Raw genomic sequence first — 15,151 nt, 5'->3', positions numbered from 1 at the left:
GAAAGGGGTCATGGATACGGTTACGGACATCGAGCAGCGGTTTCAGCGGATCACGGCCTTCATCGAGGCGCGGTTGACGCCGCTCTTCGACCCGGCGAACGGCAGTGACCACGGCTTCGGCATGGACGACACCTCCCGGGCCCTGCGCGCCGCGCGCTACACCGTGCAGGCCGCCTCCGCCGTCAACGGGCTCGTGGAGAAGCGGGAGTCGGCGCCGGAGCTGCGGCAGGTGGTGGACCAGGCGCTGGAGCACAACTGGGACGTGCTGCGCTCCGTCGCCCGGATGTGGGAGGACCACCCCGACTTCCTGAAGGAGTTCAAGGCGCACTCCTGGGATGTCGTCGGGGCCGTCTGAGGCCACCGCACCCCTCAGGGGTGCGGTGTCGATCAGGCCGGCAGGACACCCGCTAGGGGATCAGGACCACCTTGCCCGTCGTGCCCCTGTTCTCCAGGGCGCGGTGGGCGCCCGCCGCGTCCGCGAGCGGGAAGCGGTGGACCGCCGGGCGGAGGGTGCCGGTGGTCGCCGCGTCGAGGGCGGCGAGTTCGAGGTTGCGGACGTCGCCGCCCGCCTTCCGGATCATGACGGGGCCGAGGACGGACTCCGAGGTGATGCCGCGCGCGTCCAGTTCCTCCGGTGTGAAGGTGAGCGCCTCGCCGTCGTGGAGTCCGGCGCCCGACCAGCCGAACACGACGTGCTGTCCGCCCTTGCCGAGGAGGTCGACGGCGGCGCGGCCGGTGTCGCCGCCGACCGAGTCGAAGACGACGGTGGCGGTGCGCCCGCCCAGGTGGGCGCGGACCTTCTCGGGCCAGTCGGGCCGCTTGTAGTCGACGGCCAGGTCGGCGCCGTTCTCCTCGACGAGGGCGACCTTCGTGGGGCCGCCGGCGAGGCCGATGACGGTGGCGCCGGCGTTCTTGGCGTACTGGACGAGCAGGGTGCCGATGCCGCCGGCCGCCGCGGGGACGACCGCCACCGAGTCGGGGCCGAGGGCCGTGAACTGCAGGATGCCCAGGGTGGTGCGGCCGGTGCCGATCATGGCGACGGCCTCCGCCTCGCCGAGGTGGTCGGCCAGGGCGTGGAGGCGGGTGGCGTCGGTGACGGCGAGTTCGGCGTACCCGCCGGGCGCCATGCCGAGGTGGGCGACGACCCGCTTGCCGAGCCAGGCCGGGTCGGTGCCCTCGCCGAGGGCGTCGACGGTGCCGGCGACCTCGCGGCCGGGGACGGTGGGCAGCTCGGCGGGCGCCGGGAACGGGCCCGTCATCCCCTCCCTGAGCGCGGTGTCGAGGAGGTGTACGCCGGCTGCCGCGACCTTGATGCGGACCTGGCCGGGGCCCGGTACGGGGTCGGGGGTCTCCTCGTACGTGAGGTTCTCGGCGGGGCCGAAGGCGTGGAGGCGGATGGCGTGCATGGTGTTCCCCGTTCGTCGCGTGGGTGGGCGTTGTCCGACGAGGAACAGCCTCCGACCTCAAGCATGCTTGAGGTCAAGGCCCTTCCTCAGGACACCTCGTTCCGAGCGCAGGGCCAGCGACACCGCTTCCACCGCGCTCGTGAACGACACCTCCGCGAGGACGCCGGGCGCCGCCACCTGGTCGCCCACCAGGTAGACACCGTCGCCCCGGTCGACGGCCGGCCGGTCGCGCCAGGTCGTGCCGGGCAGGTCGACCGCTCCCGTACGTCCCTGGCACACCGAGTCCCGCCGCCACACAGCCCGCTCGCGCCAGCCCGGGAATCCGAGGTCGAGGAGCCGTTCCGCGTGGGCGACGCCGTCCGCCTTCGACTCGCCCGGGCCGATGGGCAGCTGGGCCTGGATCAGCTGCTGTCCGGCCGGGGCCAGCGACGGGTCCTGGGCCGTGAACCGCTCGATCCAGCCCGGCGCGTCCAGGTCCGAGACCACGAACGGGTCGCCCTTGCGGGTGCTCAGGGCCAGGTCGAACAGGACCGTACGGCCGCTCTCCCACGTCAGCGACGGGTCGCCGAGGAGCCGGGAGGCGGCGGGCAGGGAGGTGGCGACGATCACGGGACCCTCGCCGAGCGGCAGGGCGTCGAGGCTGTCGACACGGGACGACGTCTCGATCCGTACGCCTGCCTCCCACGCGTGCGCGACCATCCGCTCGATCAGCTGACCCCAGCCGCCCCGGATGAAGTGCGCCTCCGGCGGCACGGAGGTCGCCCGATGGAGCCGCTCCTGCACGAAGCGTGCGGAGAGCGAGCCCGGGTCGTGGTGGAACGTCGCGACCGCCGCGTACGTGGCGGCGGCGTGCGCTCCCCGCTCGCCCACGAGCCCGGTGGCCCAGGTGCGGAAGTCGACGTCCACGGGGGCCTGTTCGGCGTTGCGGAGGGACTGGCGCAGCATCCCGAGCGGCGGGGTGCGGCGCAGGGCACCGCCGCGGTGGAAGCGGAGCTTGAGGGCCTCGGAGACCGGCAGCGGGGCCAGCGCGCCGAGGAGGCCGCGCTGCTTGAGCCAGGTCCAGTGCGGGCCGCCGGCGTAGATCGCGTGCGGGCCCTCGTTGGCGAGGTACGGGCCCTCGGCGGTGCGAGCCCGGCCACCGGGGGTCCGGTGCGCCTCGTGGACGGTCACCTTGACGCCCGCCTCGGCGGCGGTGATGGCCGCGGTCAGTCCGGCGAAGCCGCCGCCGATGATCGTGAGCTTCCGCATGTCGCTCTCCCTCTCGATCGGGTCGACCTCTCGTCGACCCCGTGTCCGGTCTCGCAAAGGGGACGAGCGGCGGGGTCGCGTTCGTGACATCGGGGCGTTGTCAGTGGCGTACATCACCATGGGGTCATGGCGACGACTCGGAAGAAGAAGGCGGCTGTGGCGGGGGCGCGGCGGCCGGAGCTGCGGCTTCCTCCCCTGGAGGCGTACGAGGGAGGGCTCGAACCGGACGGGGACTACGACGGCCTCGAACTGACCGGGCTCGACCTCACGGGCCAGTCGGGGGAGGGCGCGCGGTTCCTGGACTGCGCGCTGCGGGAGTGCGGGCTCGACGAGGCGCGGCTGACGGGGGCCCGGTTCCTCGACTCGGTGCTGACCGGCGTACGGGGGGTGGGGACGGTCCTCGCCGGGGCGCAGCTGCGGGACGTGGAGGTCGTGGACGCGCGGCTCGGCGGGGCGCAGCTGCACGGGGCGGTGCTGGAGAGAGTGGTGGTGCGGGGAGGGAAGAGCGACTACCTGAACCTGCGGGCGGCGAAGCTGAAGGACGTCGTCTTCGAGGGGTGCGTGCTCAGCGAGACCGACTTCGGGGGCGCGGTGCTCGAACGGGTCGAGTTCGTGGACTGCGTCCTGACGGGGGCGGACTTCAGCGGGGCGCGGCTCAAGGACGTGGACCTGAGAGGGGTCCAGCGGCTTGAGATCGCGCGCGGGGTGGAGTCCCTCGCGGGGGCCGTGATCTCGACGGCCCAGCTGTTCGACCTGGCGCCGGTGCTCGCGGCGCAGCTGGGGGTGCGGGTGGAGGGGTAGGGGGGCCTGGGCCCGGGGGGGGGTCAGGGCACGCGGGGGAAGCGGGCCTGGAGGGACCAGATGGCCGGGTTGTCGGCGAGGCCCTCGTGCATGTCCGTGAGGTCGGCGATCAGGTCGTGGAGGAAGTCGCGGGCCTCGCGGCGGAGCACCTTGTGGTTGAAGGTGACCGGCGGTTCGTCGCCCGGCATCCAGTCGGCCTCGACGTCCACCCAGCCGAAGCGGCGCTCGAAGAGCATGCGGTCCGAGGACTCGGTGAAGTCGAGCTCGGCGTACTGCGGCTGGGAGGCGCGGTTGCCGCGCGGGTCCTGGTCGAGCTGCTCGACGATGTCGCACAGGGCCCAGGCGAAGTCGAGGACCGGCACCCATCCCCAGGCTGTGGACACCTCGCGGTCCGTCTTGGTGTCGGCGAGGTACACGTCCCCGCAGAACAGGTCGTGACGCAGGGCGTGGACGTCCGCGTGGCGGTAGTCGGTCTGCGGCGGGTCGGGGAAGCGACGCGAGAGGGAGTAGCCGATGTCGAGCACGTAGCCGATGGTGTCACGGCGCCAGGCCCGCCTCGTACGCGAGGATCACCAGCTGCACCCGGTCGCGGGCGTCCAGCTTGGCGAAGAGGCGTGCCACGTGCGCCTTGGCGGTGGCCGCGCTGATGTGGAGCCGTTCCGCGATCTCGCCGTTGGACAGCCCCCGGCCGACGAGGGCGAGCACCTCGCGCTCCCGCGCGGTGACCCCGGCGAGGGTGCGGGGATCACGTTCGGGTGCCCGCCCGGGGCCGGACACGGGAGCGGCGCCGGACCCGGCAGCGGCGGGCTCGGGGCGGGCCGCGAACTCCTCGATCAGACGGCGTGTGATGCCCGGTGCGATCAGGGCGTCCCCGGCGGCGACGACCCGGATCGCCGCGAGGATGTCGTCCAGGGCCATGTCCTTGACCAGGAAGCCGCTGGCCCCGGAGCGGAGCGCGCCGTACACGTACTCGTCGTCGTCGAAGGTGGTGAGGACGAGGACCCGGGGCGCGCCGGGGCCGGCCGTGACGATCCGGGTCGCCTCGATGCCGTCCATGCCGGGCATCCGGACGTCCATCACGATCACGTCGGGCCGGAGGTCGCGCGCGAGCCGGACGGCCTCGTCGCCCGTGCCCGCCTCGCCGACCACGAGGAGGTCGGGGTTGTCCGCCATCAGCACGCGCAGGCCGGCCCGTACCAGCGGCTGGTCGTCGACGAGGAGGACGTTGATCGGGGCGGAGGGGCTGCTGCTCATGGGGCGGGGGTTCCTTCCTGGGCCGGTTCCGGGGCCGATTCCCGGGCCGGTACGGGGGACGGCTCCCGGGCCGCGAGCGGCAGGGGCAGCGGCACGGGCAGGGGGAGCGGCAGGGGCAGTACGGCGGTCACGTGGAAGCCGCCGCCGGGGCGCGGGCCCGCCGAGAAACGGCCGCCGAGGAGTGCGGCGCGCTCGCTCATACCGATGATGCCGTAGCCGGTGGAGGCGGGTGCGGCCGGTGCGGCGGCTGCGGCGGGTGCCGTGCCGGGCTTCGTCGGCCGGCCGTCGTCCGTGATCTCGACGAGCAACGCGTCCTCGCCCCGCTCCACGGTCACCCGGCAGATGGCCGTGCCCGCGTGGCGTACGACGTTGGTCAGCGACTCCTGCACGATCCGGTACGCGGCGAGGTCGACCTCCGGGGGCAGCGACCGGTCCGGGTGACCGAGGTGCCGCACTTCGACCCGTACGCCCGCGTCCGCCGCCGACGCGACGAGCCGGTCCAGGTCCGCGAGGCCCGGCGCCGGATCGCGCGGCGCGGGCGCGACCCCCGACCCGGGCCCTTCCGCGTCCTTCGCGGAGGCCCGCAGCGCGCCCAGGGTGCGGCGGAGACCGGCGAGGGTCTCCCGGCTGGTGGTCTCGATGGTGGCGAGCGCGTTGCGGGCCTCGGCGGGCTGGGTGTCGATGACCCGGCGGCCGACGCCCGCCTGGATGGCGATGACGCCGATGCTGTGCGCGATCACGTCGTGCAGCTCGCGGGCGATCCGCAGCCGTTCGGCGGTGACGGCCTCGGCCGCCGTCCGGGCGCGCAGCTCCGCCGCGTGCGCGCGCCGCTCGCGGGAGGCGTGCCCGAGCAGCCCGGCGGTGAGCAGCGCGAGGGCCAGGGCGACGACGGTGGTGACGAAGACGTTTTGGCCCGAGGTCATGTACAGCGCCGAACCGATCTGCACGGTGAGCGTCACGGCGGCGGCGGGCAGGGCGACCCGGAGGAGCGGACGACGGGCCGCCAGGAGGCCGACGCAGGCGTCGGCGGCGAGCACCGGAAGGTACAGCAGCTCGGCGTACGGCCGGGTCGTCGACGCGGCGAACAGGCCGACGAGCAGCAGCCCGAGCGCCGCCTCGGGCCTGCGGCGCGCGAGCGGGAGCAGGAGCCCCACGGCGACGACGGTGAGGAACAACCGCAGCTCGGTGGAGCGGAAGGGACCCGCCTGCACGCCCGCGAAGAGGACGAAGGGATGGACGAGAGCGGCGCACCAGACCAGGAGGGTGGGGATGCGTCCGGGGGCCGGCGGGGACGGGCTGGGCGTGGCGGGCATGCGGTCGATCGTAGGCGCGGAGGGGTGGCCGGACATCGGCCCGCGGGCGTACGCCCACGGGCCACCGGCCCCGCCCGGTTGTGGCCGGCGAGCCGATGCCGGCGGGGGTGTCGTGGCGGCAGCGTGGGCCGGGTGATCGAAGCCCACGAACTGACCAAACGTTACGGCCGCCGCCCGAGCGGCCGCCTCGCCGACGGGAACACTCCCTCCTCCACCTCGACCACGTCCTCCGGCCGTGGTCGCCTCGCCGTCGACCGCCTCAGCTTCACCGTTCGGGCCGGGCGGGTGACCGGGTTCCTCGGGCCCAACGGGGCCGGGAAGTCCACGACCCTGCGACTGATCCTCGGGCTCGACGAGCCGACCTTCGGGACGGCGACCGTCGGGGGCCGGCGGTTCAGGGAGCTGCCCCGGGGGCTGCGGCACGTCGGGGCGCTGCTCGACGCGCACGACGTGCACGGCGGCCGGACCGGCGACGGGCATCTCGCCGCGCTCGCCCGGACCAACGGCATCCCGCGCCGCCGGGTCGGCGAGGTCCTCGACGAGGTGGGACTCGCCGAGGCGGCCCGCCGCAGGATCGGCGGCTACTCCCTCGGCATGAAGCAGCGGCTCGGGATCGCCGCCGCCCTCCTCGGCGACCCGCCCGTGCTGCTCTTCGACGAGCCGGTCAACGGCCTCGACCCGGAGGGCGTGCTGTGGGCGCGGGGGCTGTTCCGGCGACTCGCCGCCGAGGGCCGCACGGTGTTCGTCTCCAGCCATCTGATGAGCGAGATGGAGCACACCGCCGACGACCTCCTCGTCATCGGCCGCGGCAGGCTGATCGCCGCCGAGAGCCTGGCGGCCTTCGCCGCGCGCGGCACCCGCCACCGTGTGACCGTGCGGACCGCCGACCCGGCCGCCGGACCGGACCTCGCCGACGCGCTGGCCCGGGCCGGGGCGACCGTACAGCGCCCCGAGGAGGGGGAAGGGCCGTTCACCGTGGCCGGGATGGAGGCGGACCGGATCGGGGTGCTCGCCTTCCGGCACGGCACCCCGCTCGCCGAACTGGCGTCGCGCGGCTCGTCCTTGGAGGACGCGTTCATGGAACTGACCGCCGACAGCGTGGAGTACCGGCAGCGGGGAGGAGCCAGGTGACGAACGCCCGTTTCCGTGATCTCCTCGCCGGCGAGTGGATGAAGCTGTGGTCCCTGCGTTCCACCCCCTGGGCGTTCGGCGTCGGCGCGTTCGCCGTCCTCGGCATCAACCTCAACGCGTCCTACGCCGACTACCGGAACTACCCGCACTACGCCGAGGGCATCCGCGAACTCTTCGTGCCCATCTGGGCGATGCGGGACGCCTTCACACTCGGCGGGGCCATGGTGTTCATGCTGGCGACCGGGGCCGTCGGCGCGCTCGTGATCGTCGGCGAGTACGGCACCGGCCAGATCCGTACGACCTTCGCCGCCGTTCCCGACCGGCGGTCCGTGATCGCGGCGAAGACGCTCGTCCTGGCGGGCGTGATGCTCGTGTACGGGGCGCTCGTCGCCGTGGCGTCCTTCGCCGCCACCCAGGCGGTGCTGTCCGGCCGGGACGTCGGCATGTCGATCGGCTACCCGGGCGCCGCGACGGCCGTCACCGCGTCCGCGCTGCTCGCCCCCGTGTGCGCGCTCGTCGGCTTCGGCCTCGGGGCGCTGCTCCGGCACACGGCGACGACGATCGTCACCCTCACCGGTGTGCTGCTCCTGCTGCCCGCGCTCGTCGACGGGCGCAGCCGCTGGTCGGCGACGTTCCTGCACGCCCTGCCGCAGGGCGCGTGGAAGCCGCTGACGCAGGTGGGGGACTCGCCGGTGCCGGTGGAGTTCCCGTGGACGGCGGGCGGGGCGTGGACGGTGTACGTGGTCTGGTCGCTCGGCGCCGTGGCGGTGGCCCTGGTCGCGGTCCACCGCCGGGACGTGTGAGAAGTGCTCAGCGGCGGCCGTGCACCGCGCGCGCCACCCGCGGGCCCAGCCAGCGCTTGAGGCGGCGCAGTGGCTCCAGCCGTTCGGCGGCCCGGTCGATCCGGTAGTAGAGCTGCGGCGGGATGTGCGGGAGCAGCGGCGAGTGGCGCTGGCCCAGGAGTGCGAACATCCGGGCCGGCTCCAGGCGCATGTACCGCGGGAGGTTCTCGTACCACTGGGCGCTGTAGCGGGCGGCGCTCTGCGCGGAGACGAGTTCGGCGCGGCGCCGCTTCCCGTAGGTGGTGAGGGCCGTGTCCAGGTCGGGGTTCGAACGCAGGGCGTCCGCGAGGGCGAGCGCGTCCTCCAGGGCCAGGGTGGTGCCCGCGCCGATCGAGTAGTGCGTGGTGTGGGCGGCGTCGCCGAGGAGGACGAGGTTGCCGCGGTGCCAGACCCGGTTGGTGAGGGTGCGGAAGGTGAGCCACTGGGCGGGCTCGTCGGCCCGGTCGCGGCCGATCAGCTCGTGACCGTCGAGGAGGTCGTGGAACAGCTTCTCCAGGAGGTTCAGGCTGTCCGCCTCGCCGAGCGTGTCGAGGCCGAGGCCCGTCCAGGTCTCCGGGGAGCACTCGACGACACAGGTGGAACGCTCGCCGCTGAACCCGTAGGCGTAGCACCAGATCCAGCCGTGGTCGGTCTCCTTGAAGGCGAAGCTGAAGGAGTCGAAGACCTTGGTGGTGCCGAGCCAGACGTACTGGTTGCGGCCGCCGGCGACCGTGCTGCCGAAGTGCTCGGGGTGGGCCTCGCGGAGCACGCTGTTGACGCCGTCGGCGGCGACGACCAGATCCGCGTCGGCCAGTTCGGGCGCGTCCGGGCCGGTGATGTCGTGCTCGAACTCGACCCGTACGCCCAGTTCCTCGGCCCGGTCGGCGAGCAGCGCGAGCATCCGCCGCCGCCCGATGCCGAAGCCCGCGTCGCCTCGGTGGACGGTCCGCTCGTCGCGCACGATCGCGACCCCGTCGGTCCAGGTCACCGACGCCTCGGCGACGGCGGCCGCGGACTCGGGGTCGCCCGCGCGGAGCTTGTCGAGGAGCCCGGCCCAGTACGTCACGCCCCAGCCGTACGTGGAGCCCTCGGGATTCCGCTCGTAGACGGCGATCTCGTGGGCGGGGTCCTGCCGCTTCAGCAGGATCGAGAGGTAGAGGCCGGCGGGACCGCCGCCGACGATCGCGAGCTTCACGTGCGCTCCCACTGGACTGACCGGGCCTGAGGCATGACACCGTGCTGTCGAACGGCAACGCAGGGTAGCAGTGGTGGGCCCCCGGGTGTGCACGAAGCGCGGCCTACGGCAGCAGGCGTCGTTCCTTCGCGACCGCGACGGCGCCCGCGCGCGTGTCGACGCCGAGCTTCGCGTAGATGCGGCCCAGGTGGGTCTTCACCGTCGCCTCGCTGATGAACAGGGCCCGCGCGATCTCGCGGTTGCCGAGGCCCCGGCCGAGCTGGCCCAGGATGTCCCGCTCCCGGTCCGTGAGGCTCGGGCCCGCCGCGCCCCGCATCCGGTCCATGACCCGGCTGGCGACCGGCGGGGAGAGGGCGGTGCGGCCCTGGGCGGCCGAGTGGATCGCGGCGAACAGTTCCTCGGGCCGCTCGGCCTTCAGGAGGTAGCCGGTGGCGCCCGCCTCGATCGCCCGGGTGATGTCGGCGTCCGTGTCGTACGTGGTGAGAACGAGGACGTGGACTCCCGTGGGGGCGATCAGCCGGGTCGCCTCCACGCCGTCGATGCCCGCGCCGAGCTGCAGGTCCATCAGGACGACGTCCGGCTTCAGCTTCGCCGCCATCGCGACGGCCTCCTCGCCGCTGCCGGCCTCGCCGACGACCTCGATGTCGGGGGTGCTGCCGAGCAGGGCCAGCAGGCCGGCGCGGACGACGACGTGGTCGTCGCAGAGGAGGATCCGTACGGACATCAGGACTCCTGGGAGAACGGGTTCGAGGGCGGGGTCGACTGCGAGGGCGGGCTCTGGTGCGGGTGCGGGTGCGGGTGCGGGTGCGGGTTCGGGTTCTGGTGCGGGCCCGGGAGCGGGATCGCGGCCGAGAGCACCGTGCCCTCGCCCGGGGTGGACTCGACTGTCAGGGTGCCGCCCAGCTGCCGCGCCCGCACGCGCATCGCGGGCAGCCCGTGCCCCCGTACCCCGCCCGGCTTCTCGACCGGGTCGAAGCCGCGGCCGTCGTCGGCGATGTCCAGGACCACCTGGTCGTCGAGGTACGTGAGGGTCAGGGCGGCGGAGTCGGCGCCGGCATGCTCGCGGATGTTGGCGAGGGCGCCCTGCGCGATGCGGAGCAGCGCCGACTGCACCCGTTCGGGGAGCGGCACGGCCGTCCCGTCGACGCGGAAGGCCGTCGACTCGCGGGCGGCCAGGCCGCGCAGGGCCTCTTCGAGGCCGCCGCCCTCGGCGAGATCGGCCGGAGCGAGGTCGTGCACGAAGCGGCGGGCCTCGGCGAGGTTGCGTTCGGCGATGGACTCGGCCGTACGGACATGGCGGCGGGCGGTCGCCGGGTCGCTGTCCCAGGTGCGGTCGGCCGCCTGCAGCAGCATCTGCTGGCTGGACAGGCCCTGCGCCAGGGTGTCGTGGATCTCCATCGACAACCGCTGGCGCTCGGCGAGGGTGCCCTCGCGGCGCTCGATCGCGGCGAGCTCGCGCCGGGTGCGGATCAGGTCGTCGATGAGCGCCCGCTGCCGGGCCGCCTGCCGGTCCGAGTACACGAACACTCCGGTGGCGATGGCGGCGACGGCCGGCGGGGCGACGATCAGGTTCGGGTCCCAGCCGCCGTGCGCGAGCTGCACCTGCGCGAACACCACGAACGCGGTGAGCAGCGTGACCAGGCCGAGCGCCGCCCGCGCCGGGAGGGTGCGCAGGCCCGTGTAGAAGAGCGGCACCGCGCACCAGGCGAAGCTCGGTGCGAGGACGACGAGGAGGATCCAGACGGCGACGACCGTGCTCAGCCAGGCGATCCGGCGGGGCGCCGCGCGGGTGCCGACGACGGGGCCGAGGAGGTAGAGGGAGGCGAGGGCGCCGGAGAGGGCGACGATCCAGGGGCTGCGGTCCTCCCAGGGGTGCCGCAGCAGGAAGCGGGCGAGCGAGGCGCCGAGGAGGAGGAAGAAGGCGATGTGCATGACCCGCGCCAGCCAGGGGGCGTCCGGGTCTTGGTCCGTCTCCGTCGGCCGTGTCACGTTCTCACCTTCTTGACCTGGGGATATCTGTCCATCCTGGCCCGGAGGGACCACGAGGGCATCAGCCGATCGGCTGACCCGGTCGTCCTCCAGTGTGCGTGAGGAGGGCAGCCGGACCGTGGACCGTGCGGCCCGGGTTCCGACCACAGGATGGATGGCAGAGCGAAGGAACGGACCACTCACACGGTCCACCTCGGCTCGGCTCGCTTCTCCTCGTCGTTCCGCCCCTCCTCACCCTCACGGAGTTCCTCATGAAGAAGATCCTCTTCGGTGCCACCGCCGCCGCTGTCGTCGCCGCCGGTACCTTCGGCGCCGTCTCCGCGAACGCCTCCGCCCCGGCCGCCGCCCCCGCCGCCGTGGTCCGCGCCGACGCCGGGGACGACAACCTCCAGCAGTCGACGCACCTGACGATCGAGGCCGCGACCAAGGCTGCGCAGGCGACCCTCGACGCCGCCGAGAAGGAGAACCAGCGCGTCTCCGTCGCCGTCGTCGACCGCAACGGCAACACCATCGTCACCCTCCGCGGCGACGGCGCGGGCCCGCAGTCCTACGAGTCGGCCGAGAAGAAGGCGTACACCGCCGTCTCCTGGAACGCCCCGACCTCCGTCCTCGCCGGCCGCCTCGCCCAGGCCCCGAACCTGAAGGACATCCCCGGCACCCTCTTCCTCGCCGGTGGCGCCCCGGTGACCGCCAAGGGTGCCCCGATCGCGGGCATCGGTGTCGCCGGCGCCCCCTCGGGCGACCTCGACGAGAAGTTCGCCCAGGCCGGCGTCGCCGCCCTCGGCAAGTAACACCGCAGCTGCACACCCACAGCTGTCCCCAGCTGGTGATGGCGCCCGGATCCCCCGCCGGGTGCCATCACCTTTTCCGTATCCGCCCTGCTTAGGATCGATACGTGACACAGCGCAACCGGACTGACCGGCACCACCGGACCGGAGCCGCCGCGGGCGGCCTCGCCGCCGCCCTCACCGCCCTCGCACTCCTCGCGGGCGGCTGTACCGAGGCGACCGGCGGCGTCCGTGGCACCCCCGGGGCCGCCGGGCTGCGCGACCCGTTCTTCCCCAAGCTCGGCAACGGCGGCTACGACGTGAGCCGCTACGCCCTCACCCTCGCCTACGACCCCCGGACCGGGCGGCTCGACGGCACCGCCGAGATCACCGCCCGCGCCACCCAGGACCTCAGCGCCTTCAACCTCGACCTCGCCGGACTCACCGTCGACCGGGCGTCCGTCGACGACGCCCCCGCCGCCGCCAACCGGGCCGGGAACGAGCTGACGCTCCGGCCGCTGGAGGAGATCCGCGAGGGCGCGGAGTTCCGGGCCAGCGTCACCTACGGGGGCGTGCCCGAGCCGATCACGGACGCGGACGGCTCCGAGGAGGGCTGGCTGCGCACCGACGACGGAGCCGTCGCGGTCGGCGAACCGGCCGGTTCGATGACCTGGTTCCCGGGCAACCACCATCCCTCCGACAAGGCCGCGTACACGCTCACGCTCACCGTCCCCGCCGGGCTCGAAGGCATCTCCAACGGCGTCAGGACCGCCCGCCGGACGACGGCCGACGGCCGCGTCACCACCGAGTGGCGCACGACCGAACCGATGGCGAGCTATCTGGCGACGGTCGCGATCGGCCGGTACGAGACGGACGGGGCGGGGTCGGCGACCGCCCCCGGTTCCCTGCCCGTCCTGACCGCCGCCGAGCGGTCGGTCGCGGCGGGAAGCGCCGCGCTCCGGGACGAGATCCCCGAGATCATCGACCGGCAGACCCGGCGCTTCGGCCCGTACCCCTTCTCCACCGCCGGTGCGATCGTCACCGAGGACGGGACGCTCGGGTACGCCCTGGAGACCCAGACGCGGCCCGTCTTCCCCGCCGCCGCTTTCGACCGGACGACACTGGTCCACGAGCTTGCCCACCAGTGGTTCGGGAACTCGGTCACGCCCGCGACCTGGCGGGATCTGTGGCTGAACGAGGGCTTCGCGACGTACGCAGAGTGGCTGTACACGGAGGAGTACGAGCACGTTCCCGCCCGGACGCACTTCGAGCGGGCCTTCGCCCAGGACGCGAACTGGGCCTTCCCGCCCGCCGCGCCGCCGGCCGCCGAGAACCTCTTCGACCCGCCCGTGTACCAGCGGGGCGCGATGGTCCTGCACAAGCTGCGCGAGACCGTCGGGGACGAGACCTTCGACGAGATCCTGCGCGGCTGGCCCGCGAAGTACCGTCACGCCAACGCCTCCACGGCCGACTTCACCGCCTACGCGGAGAGCGTCGCGGGCCGCGGTCTGGACGAGCTGTGGGACGTGTGGCTGTACGGCGACGGCAAGCCGGCGAAGCCCTAGGGGACCAGCACGTCCTTGGCGGCCAGCCGCGGGCCGGACCAGCACAGGCGGTAGAGGTCGACCTCCGCCAGGAGGTTGCCGTTCGACCGGTAGAACACGCACTCCGTGCCGGGCGGCCGCGGCGCAGCACGCGCGTCGTCCGGCGGATACGGGAAGGGGCGCGCCGGGAGCAGCTCCGCGAGCTCGGCGCGGGTGCCGCCGACGTGCAGTTCTTCGTAGCGGGACGGCGCCAGCACACCGGTGCTCAGCTGGTACGCGAGGAACACGGCGGCCGGCACGAAGAAGAGCGCCGCTCCGGCGGGTATCGCGAACGCGGCCGCGAGCCTGAGCCGGGTGCTGCGCCGCACCTGGGCGAGCCGCCGGGCCGCTTCGGACGCGGAGCCGCCGGTGTGAGGTCCGCCGCTGTTCTTCGTGCGGTCTTTCTGCTCTCCGCCGTCCTGTCCTCCGACGTCCTGCTCTCCGCCGTCCTTCGCGGCGTCGTGTTCCCCGGCGTCGTGGGGTGGGGTCGCGCGGTGCGGCAGGGTGGCGCTGACGTGGAAGCCGTCCTCGTACGGGCCGGTCCACAGGGTGCCGCCGAGGACGGTGACCCGTTCCCGCAGCCCCGCCAGACCGTGGCCGCCGACCGGCCGTACGGCCGACGGGCCCGGCACCGGGAGGGCGTTGACGACCCGTACGCGGGTGTGGTCCCGCGCGTGGTCGTGGGTGATGCGGACCTGGACAGTGCTGCCGGGCGCGTGTTTGACGGCGTTGGTGAGGGCTTCGCGCACCACCCGGTACACGCCGCGTTCGATCAGCGGGGAGAGCGCGGGCGGCGGTCCCTCGCGCTCCCACCGGACGGGCACGCCGGAGGCGACGGCCCGGCCGAGCAGCGCCTCGACGGTGTCGGCGGGGGTCACGGCCGCATGCGGGAGCGCGTCCGGCCCCGTGCGCAGCACCGTGACCGTCTCCCGCAGCTGGTCGACGGCGTCCGCGATCGTCCCGCGCAGCTCGGCCAGGTCCTCCCGGTCCCGCGCGGCGAGGGCGGGGGAGAGTTCGAGGGCCCCGGCGCGCAGCGCGGCGAGGCTGAGGGCGTGGCCGAGGGAGTCGTGCATGTCGGCGGCGATGTCCGCGCGTTCCGTCAGCCGGGCCCGCTCCGCCACGAACCGCTGCCGTTCCTCCAGGCTGCGTGCGAGTCGCCAGCCGCCGCTCACCAGCTCGGTCCGCCCGCGCCAGTACCGGCCGGCGAGCCAGGGCAGGAGGAGCGCGGTCGGCAGCACCGTCAGCGTGTAGAACCACCACACCGGCCCCGCCCGCAGGACGGCGCAGACGGCGAGGGCGGCGGCCAGGCAGCCCGCGAGGACCAGCAGCGGCGTGCGCGCGCCGGCGGTCCGCACCCCGAGGAGACAGCTCGTCGTGCCCAGGGTGAGGACGGCGACGTGCGCGGGGCTCGTGGCGTCCGCCAGGCCCGCGGCGCACAGGGCGCCGGCCAGGGCGACCGCCGCCGTCGGCCGGTGCCGGGCGAGCGGGACGGCGGCGGTCGCCACGAGGAGCGGGAGCACCAGGTCCCTCGTGACCGAGGGGTTCGGGTCGCCGCGGAACCAGACGACGTGGGCGCCGCACAGGGCCGCCCAGAGGGCCAGGTCGCCGAGGAGGCGCCGGTGCGCCGGGGCTGTCATCCGTCC

At 74.1% G+C, this 15,151-nt stretch carries 15 protein-coding genes; 6 read left to right on the top strand and 9 right to left on the bottom strand.

Features of this window, described 5'->3' with window-relative positions; translation table 11 throughout:
* Window positions 1-10 precede the first annotated feature (10 nt).
* Window positions 11-355, top strand: coding sequence for a hypothetical protein (locus OG259_RS19240; RefSeq protein WP_266894719.1), 345 nt, complete (start codon window positions 11-13; stop codon window positions 353-355).
* 52 nt (window positions 356-407) lie between these two features.
* On the opposite strand, the gene OG259_RS19235 is transcribed toward OG259_RS19240, so the two are convergent.
* Together OG259_RS19235 and OG259_RS19230 are read right to left on the bottom strand one after the other, a co-directional pair.
* The gene (locus tag OG259_RS19235) at window positions 408-1,406 is read right to left on the bottom strand and encodes a zinc-binding dehydrogenase (RefSeq protein ID WP_328943397.1); all 999 of its coding nucleotides are present in this window, start codon (window positions 1,404-1,406) and stop codon (window positions 408-410) included.
* Between the two features lie 57 nt (window positions 1,407-1,463).
* Window positions 1,464-2,654, bottom strand: coding sequence for an NAD(P)-binding protein (locus OG259_RS19230; protein ID WP_328943396.1), 1,191 nt, complete (start codon window positions 2,652-2,654; stop codon window positions 1,464-1,466).
* Window positions 2,655-2,780: 126 nt separating this feature from the next.
* Between OG259_RS19230 and OG259_RS19225 the strand changes: the two genes are divergently transcribed.
* Window positions 2,781-3,455 (top strand): pentapeptide repeat-containing protein, encoded by a 675-nt coding sequence (locus OG259_RS19225; protein ID WP_328943395.1) that lies wholly within the window; start codon window positions 2,781-2,783, stop codon window positions 3,453-3,455.
* A gap of 23 nt (window positions 3,456-3,478) precedes the next feature.
* On the opposite strand, the gene OG259_RS19220 is transcribed toward OG259_RS19225, so the two are convergent.
* From OG259_RS19220 to OG259_RS19210, 3 genes are read right to left on the bottom strand one after another with little or no spacing between them, the layout of a single operon-like run.
* Window positions 3,479-3,979, bottom strand: a complete 501-nt coding sequence (locus OG259_RS19220; protein WP_266894727.1) for a hypothetical protein — start codon at window positions 3,977-3,979, stop codon at window positions 3,479-3,481.
* Between the two features lie 13 nt (window positions 3,980-3,992).
* The gene (locus tag OG259_RS19215) at window positions 3,993-4,709 is read right to left on the bottom strand and encodes a response regulator transcription factor (protein ID WP_328943394.1); all 717 of its coding nucleotides are present in this window, start codon (window positions 4,707-4,709) and stop codon (window positions 3,993-3,995) included.
* A complete protein-coding gene (locus tag OG259_RS19210; protein ID WP_328943393.1) occupies window positions 4,706-6,022 on the bottom strand; it encodes a sensor histidine kinase in 1,317 nt (438 codons plus the stop codon). Before OG259_RS19210 ends, OG259_RS19215 begins: the two co-directional genes overlap by 4 nt.
* Window positions 6,023-6,154: 132 nt before the next feature.
* Here OG259_RS19210 and OG259_RS19205 point away from each other — a divergent pair, with 132 nt between their 5' ends.
* Together OG259_RS19205 and OG259_RS19200 are read left to right on the top strand one after the other, a co-directional pair.
* Window positions 6,155-7,153 carry an ATP-binding cassette domain-containing protein gene (locus OG259_RS19205; RefSeq protein ID WP_328943392.1) on the top strand — a complete coding sequence of 333 codons (999 nt, stop codon included), beginning with the start codon at window positions 6,155-6,157 and terminating at the stop codon, window positions 7,151-7,153.
* Entirely contained in the window at window positions 7,150-7,956 is an 807-nt protein-coding gene (locus OG259_RS19200) for an ABC transporter permease subunit (RefSeq protein WP_328943391.1), read from the top strand. The genes OG259_RS19205 and OG259_RS19200 overlap by 4 nt, the downstream gene beginning before the upstream one ends.
* A gap of 7 nt (window positions 7,957-7,963) precedes the next feature.
* Here the strand turns inward: OG259_RS19200 and OG259_RS19195 are convergent, their stop codons facing one another.
* The 3 genes from OG259_RS19195 to OG259_RS19185 all read right to left on the bottom strand — a co-directional run bounded on the left by OG259_RS19195 (window position 7,964) and on the right by OG259_RS19185 (window position 11,158).
* A complete protein-coding gene (locus OG259_RS19195; protein ID WP_328943390.1) occupies window positions 7,964-9,169 on the bottom strand; it encodes an FAD-dependent monooxygenase in 1,206 nt (401 codons plus the stop codon).
* Between the two features lie 103 nt (window positions 9,170-9,272).
* Window positions 9,273-9,893, bottom strand: coding sequence for a response regulator (locus OG259_RS19190; RefSeq protein ID WP_030223700.1), 621 nt, complete (start codon window positions 9,891-9,893; stop codon window positions 9,273-9,275).
* On the bottom strand, window positions 9,893-11,158 hold the full coding sequence (locus tag OG259_RS19185; RefSeq protein WP_443051985.1) for a histidine kinase: 1,266 nt from the start codon (window positions 11,156-11,158) through the stop codon (window positions 9,893-9,895). Before OG259_RS19185 ends, OG259_RS19190 begins: the two co-directional genes overlap by 1 nt.
* Before the next feature lie 251 nt (window positions 11,159-11,409).
* On the opposite strand from OG259_RS19185, the gene OG259_RS19180 reads away from it, so the two are divergent.
* Complete coding sequence (locus OG259_RS19180) at window positions 11,410-11,949, top strand: GlcG/HbpS family heme-binding protein (RefSeq protein WP_266894742.1); 540 nt, start codon at window positions 11,410-11,412, stop codon at window positions 11,947-11,949.
* 104 nt (window positions 11,950-12,053) lie between these two features.
* Window positions 12,054-13,490, top strand: a complete 1,437-nt coding sequence (locus tag OG259_RS19175; protein WP_328943389.1) for a M1 family metallopeptidase — start codon at window positions 12,054-12,056, stop codon at window positions 13,488-13,490.
* On the opposite strand, the gene OG259_RS19170 is transcribed toward OG259_RS19175, so the two are convergent.
* The gene (locus OG259_RS19170; RefSeq protein WP_328943388.1) at window positions 13,487-15,145 is read right to left on the bottom strand and encodes a sensor histidine kinase; all 1,659 of its coding nucleotides are present in this window, start codon (window positions 15,143-15,145) and stop codon (window positions 13,487-13,489) included. The two genes, OG259_RS19175 and OG259_RS19170, sit on opposite strands and share 4 nt — an antisense overlap.
* Between the last annotated feature and the right edge of the window lie 6 nt (window positions 15,146-15,151).

The organism is Streptomyces sp. NBC_00250, from assembly GCF_036192275.1.
Lineage (GTDB): Bacteria > Actinomycetota > Actinomycetes > Streptomycetales > Streptomycetaceae > Streptomyces.
The sequence above is the reverse complement of the archived record's forward strand: the minus strand, read 5'-3'. Positions and strand labels throughout refer to the sequence as shown.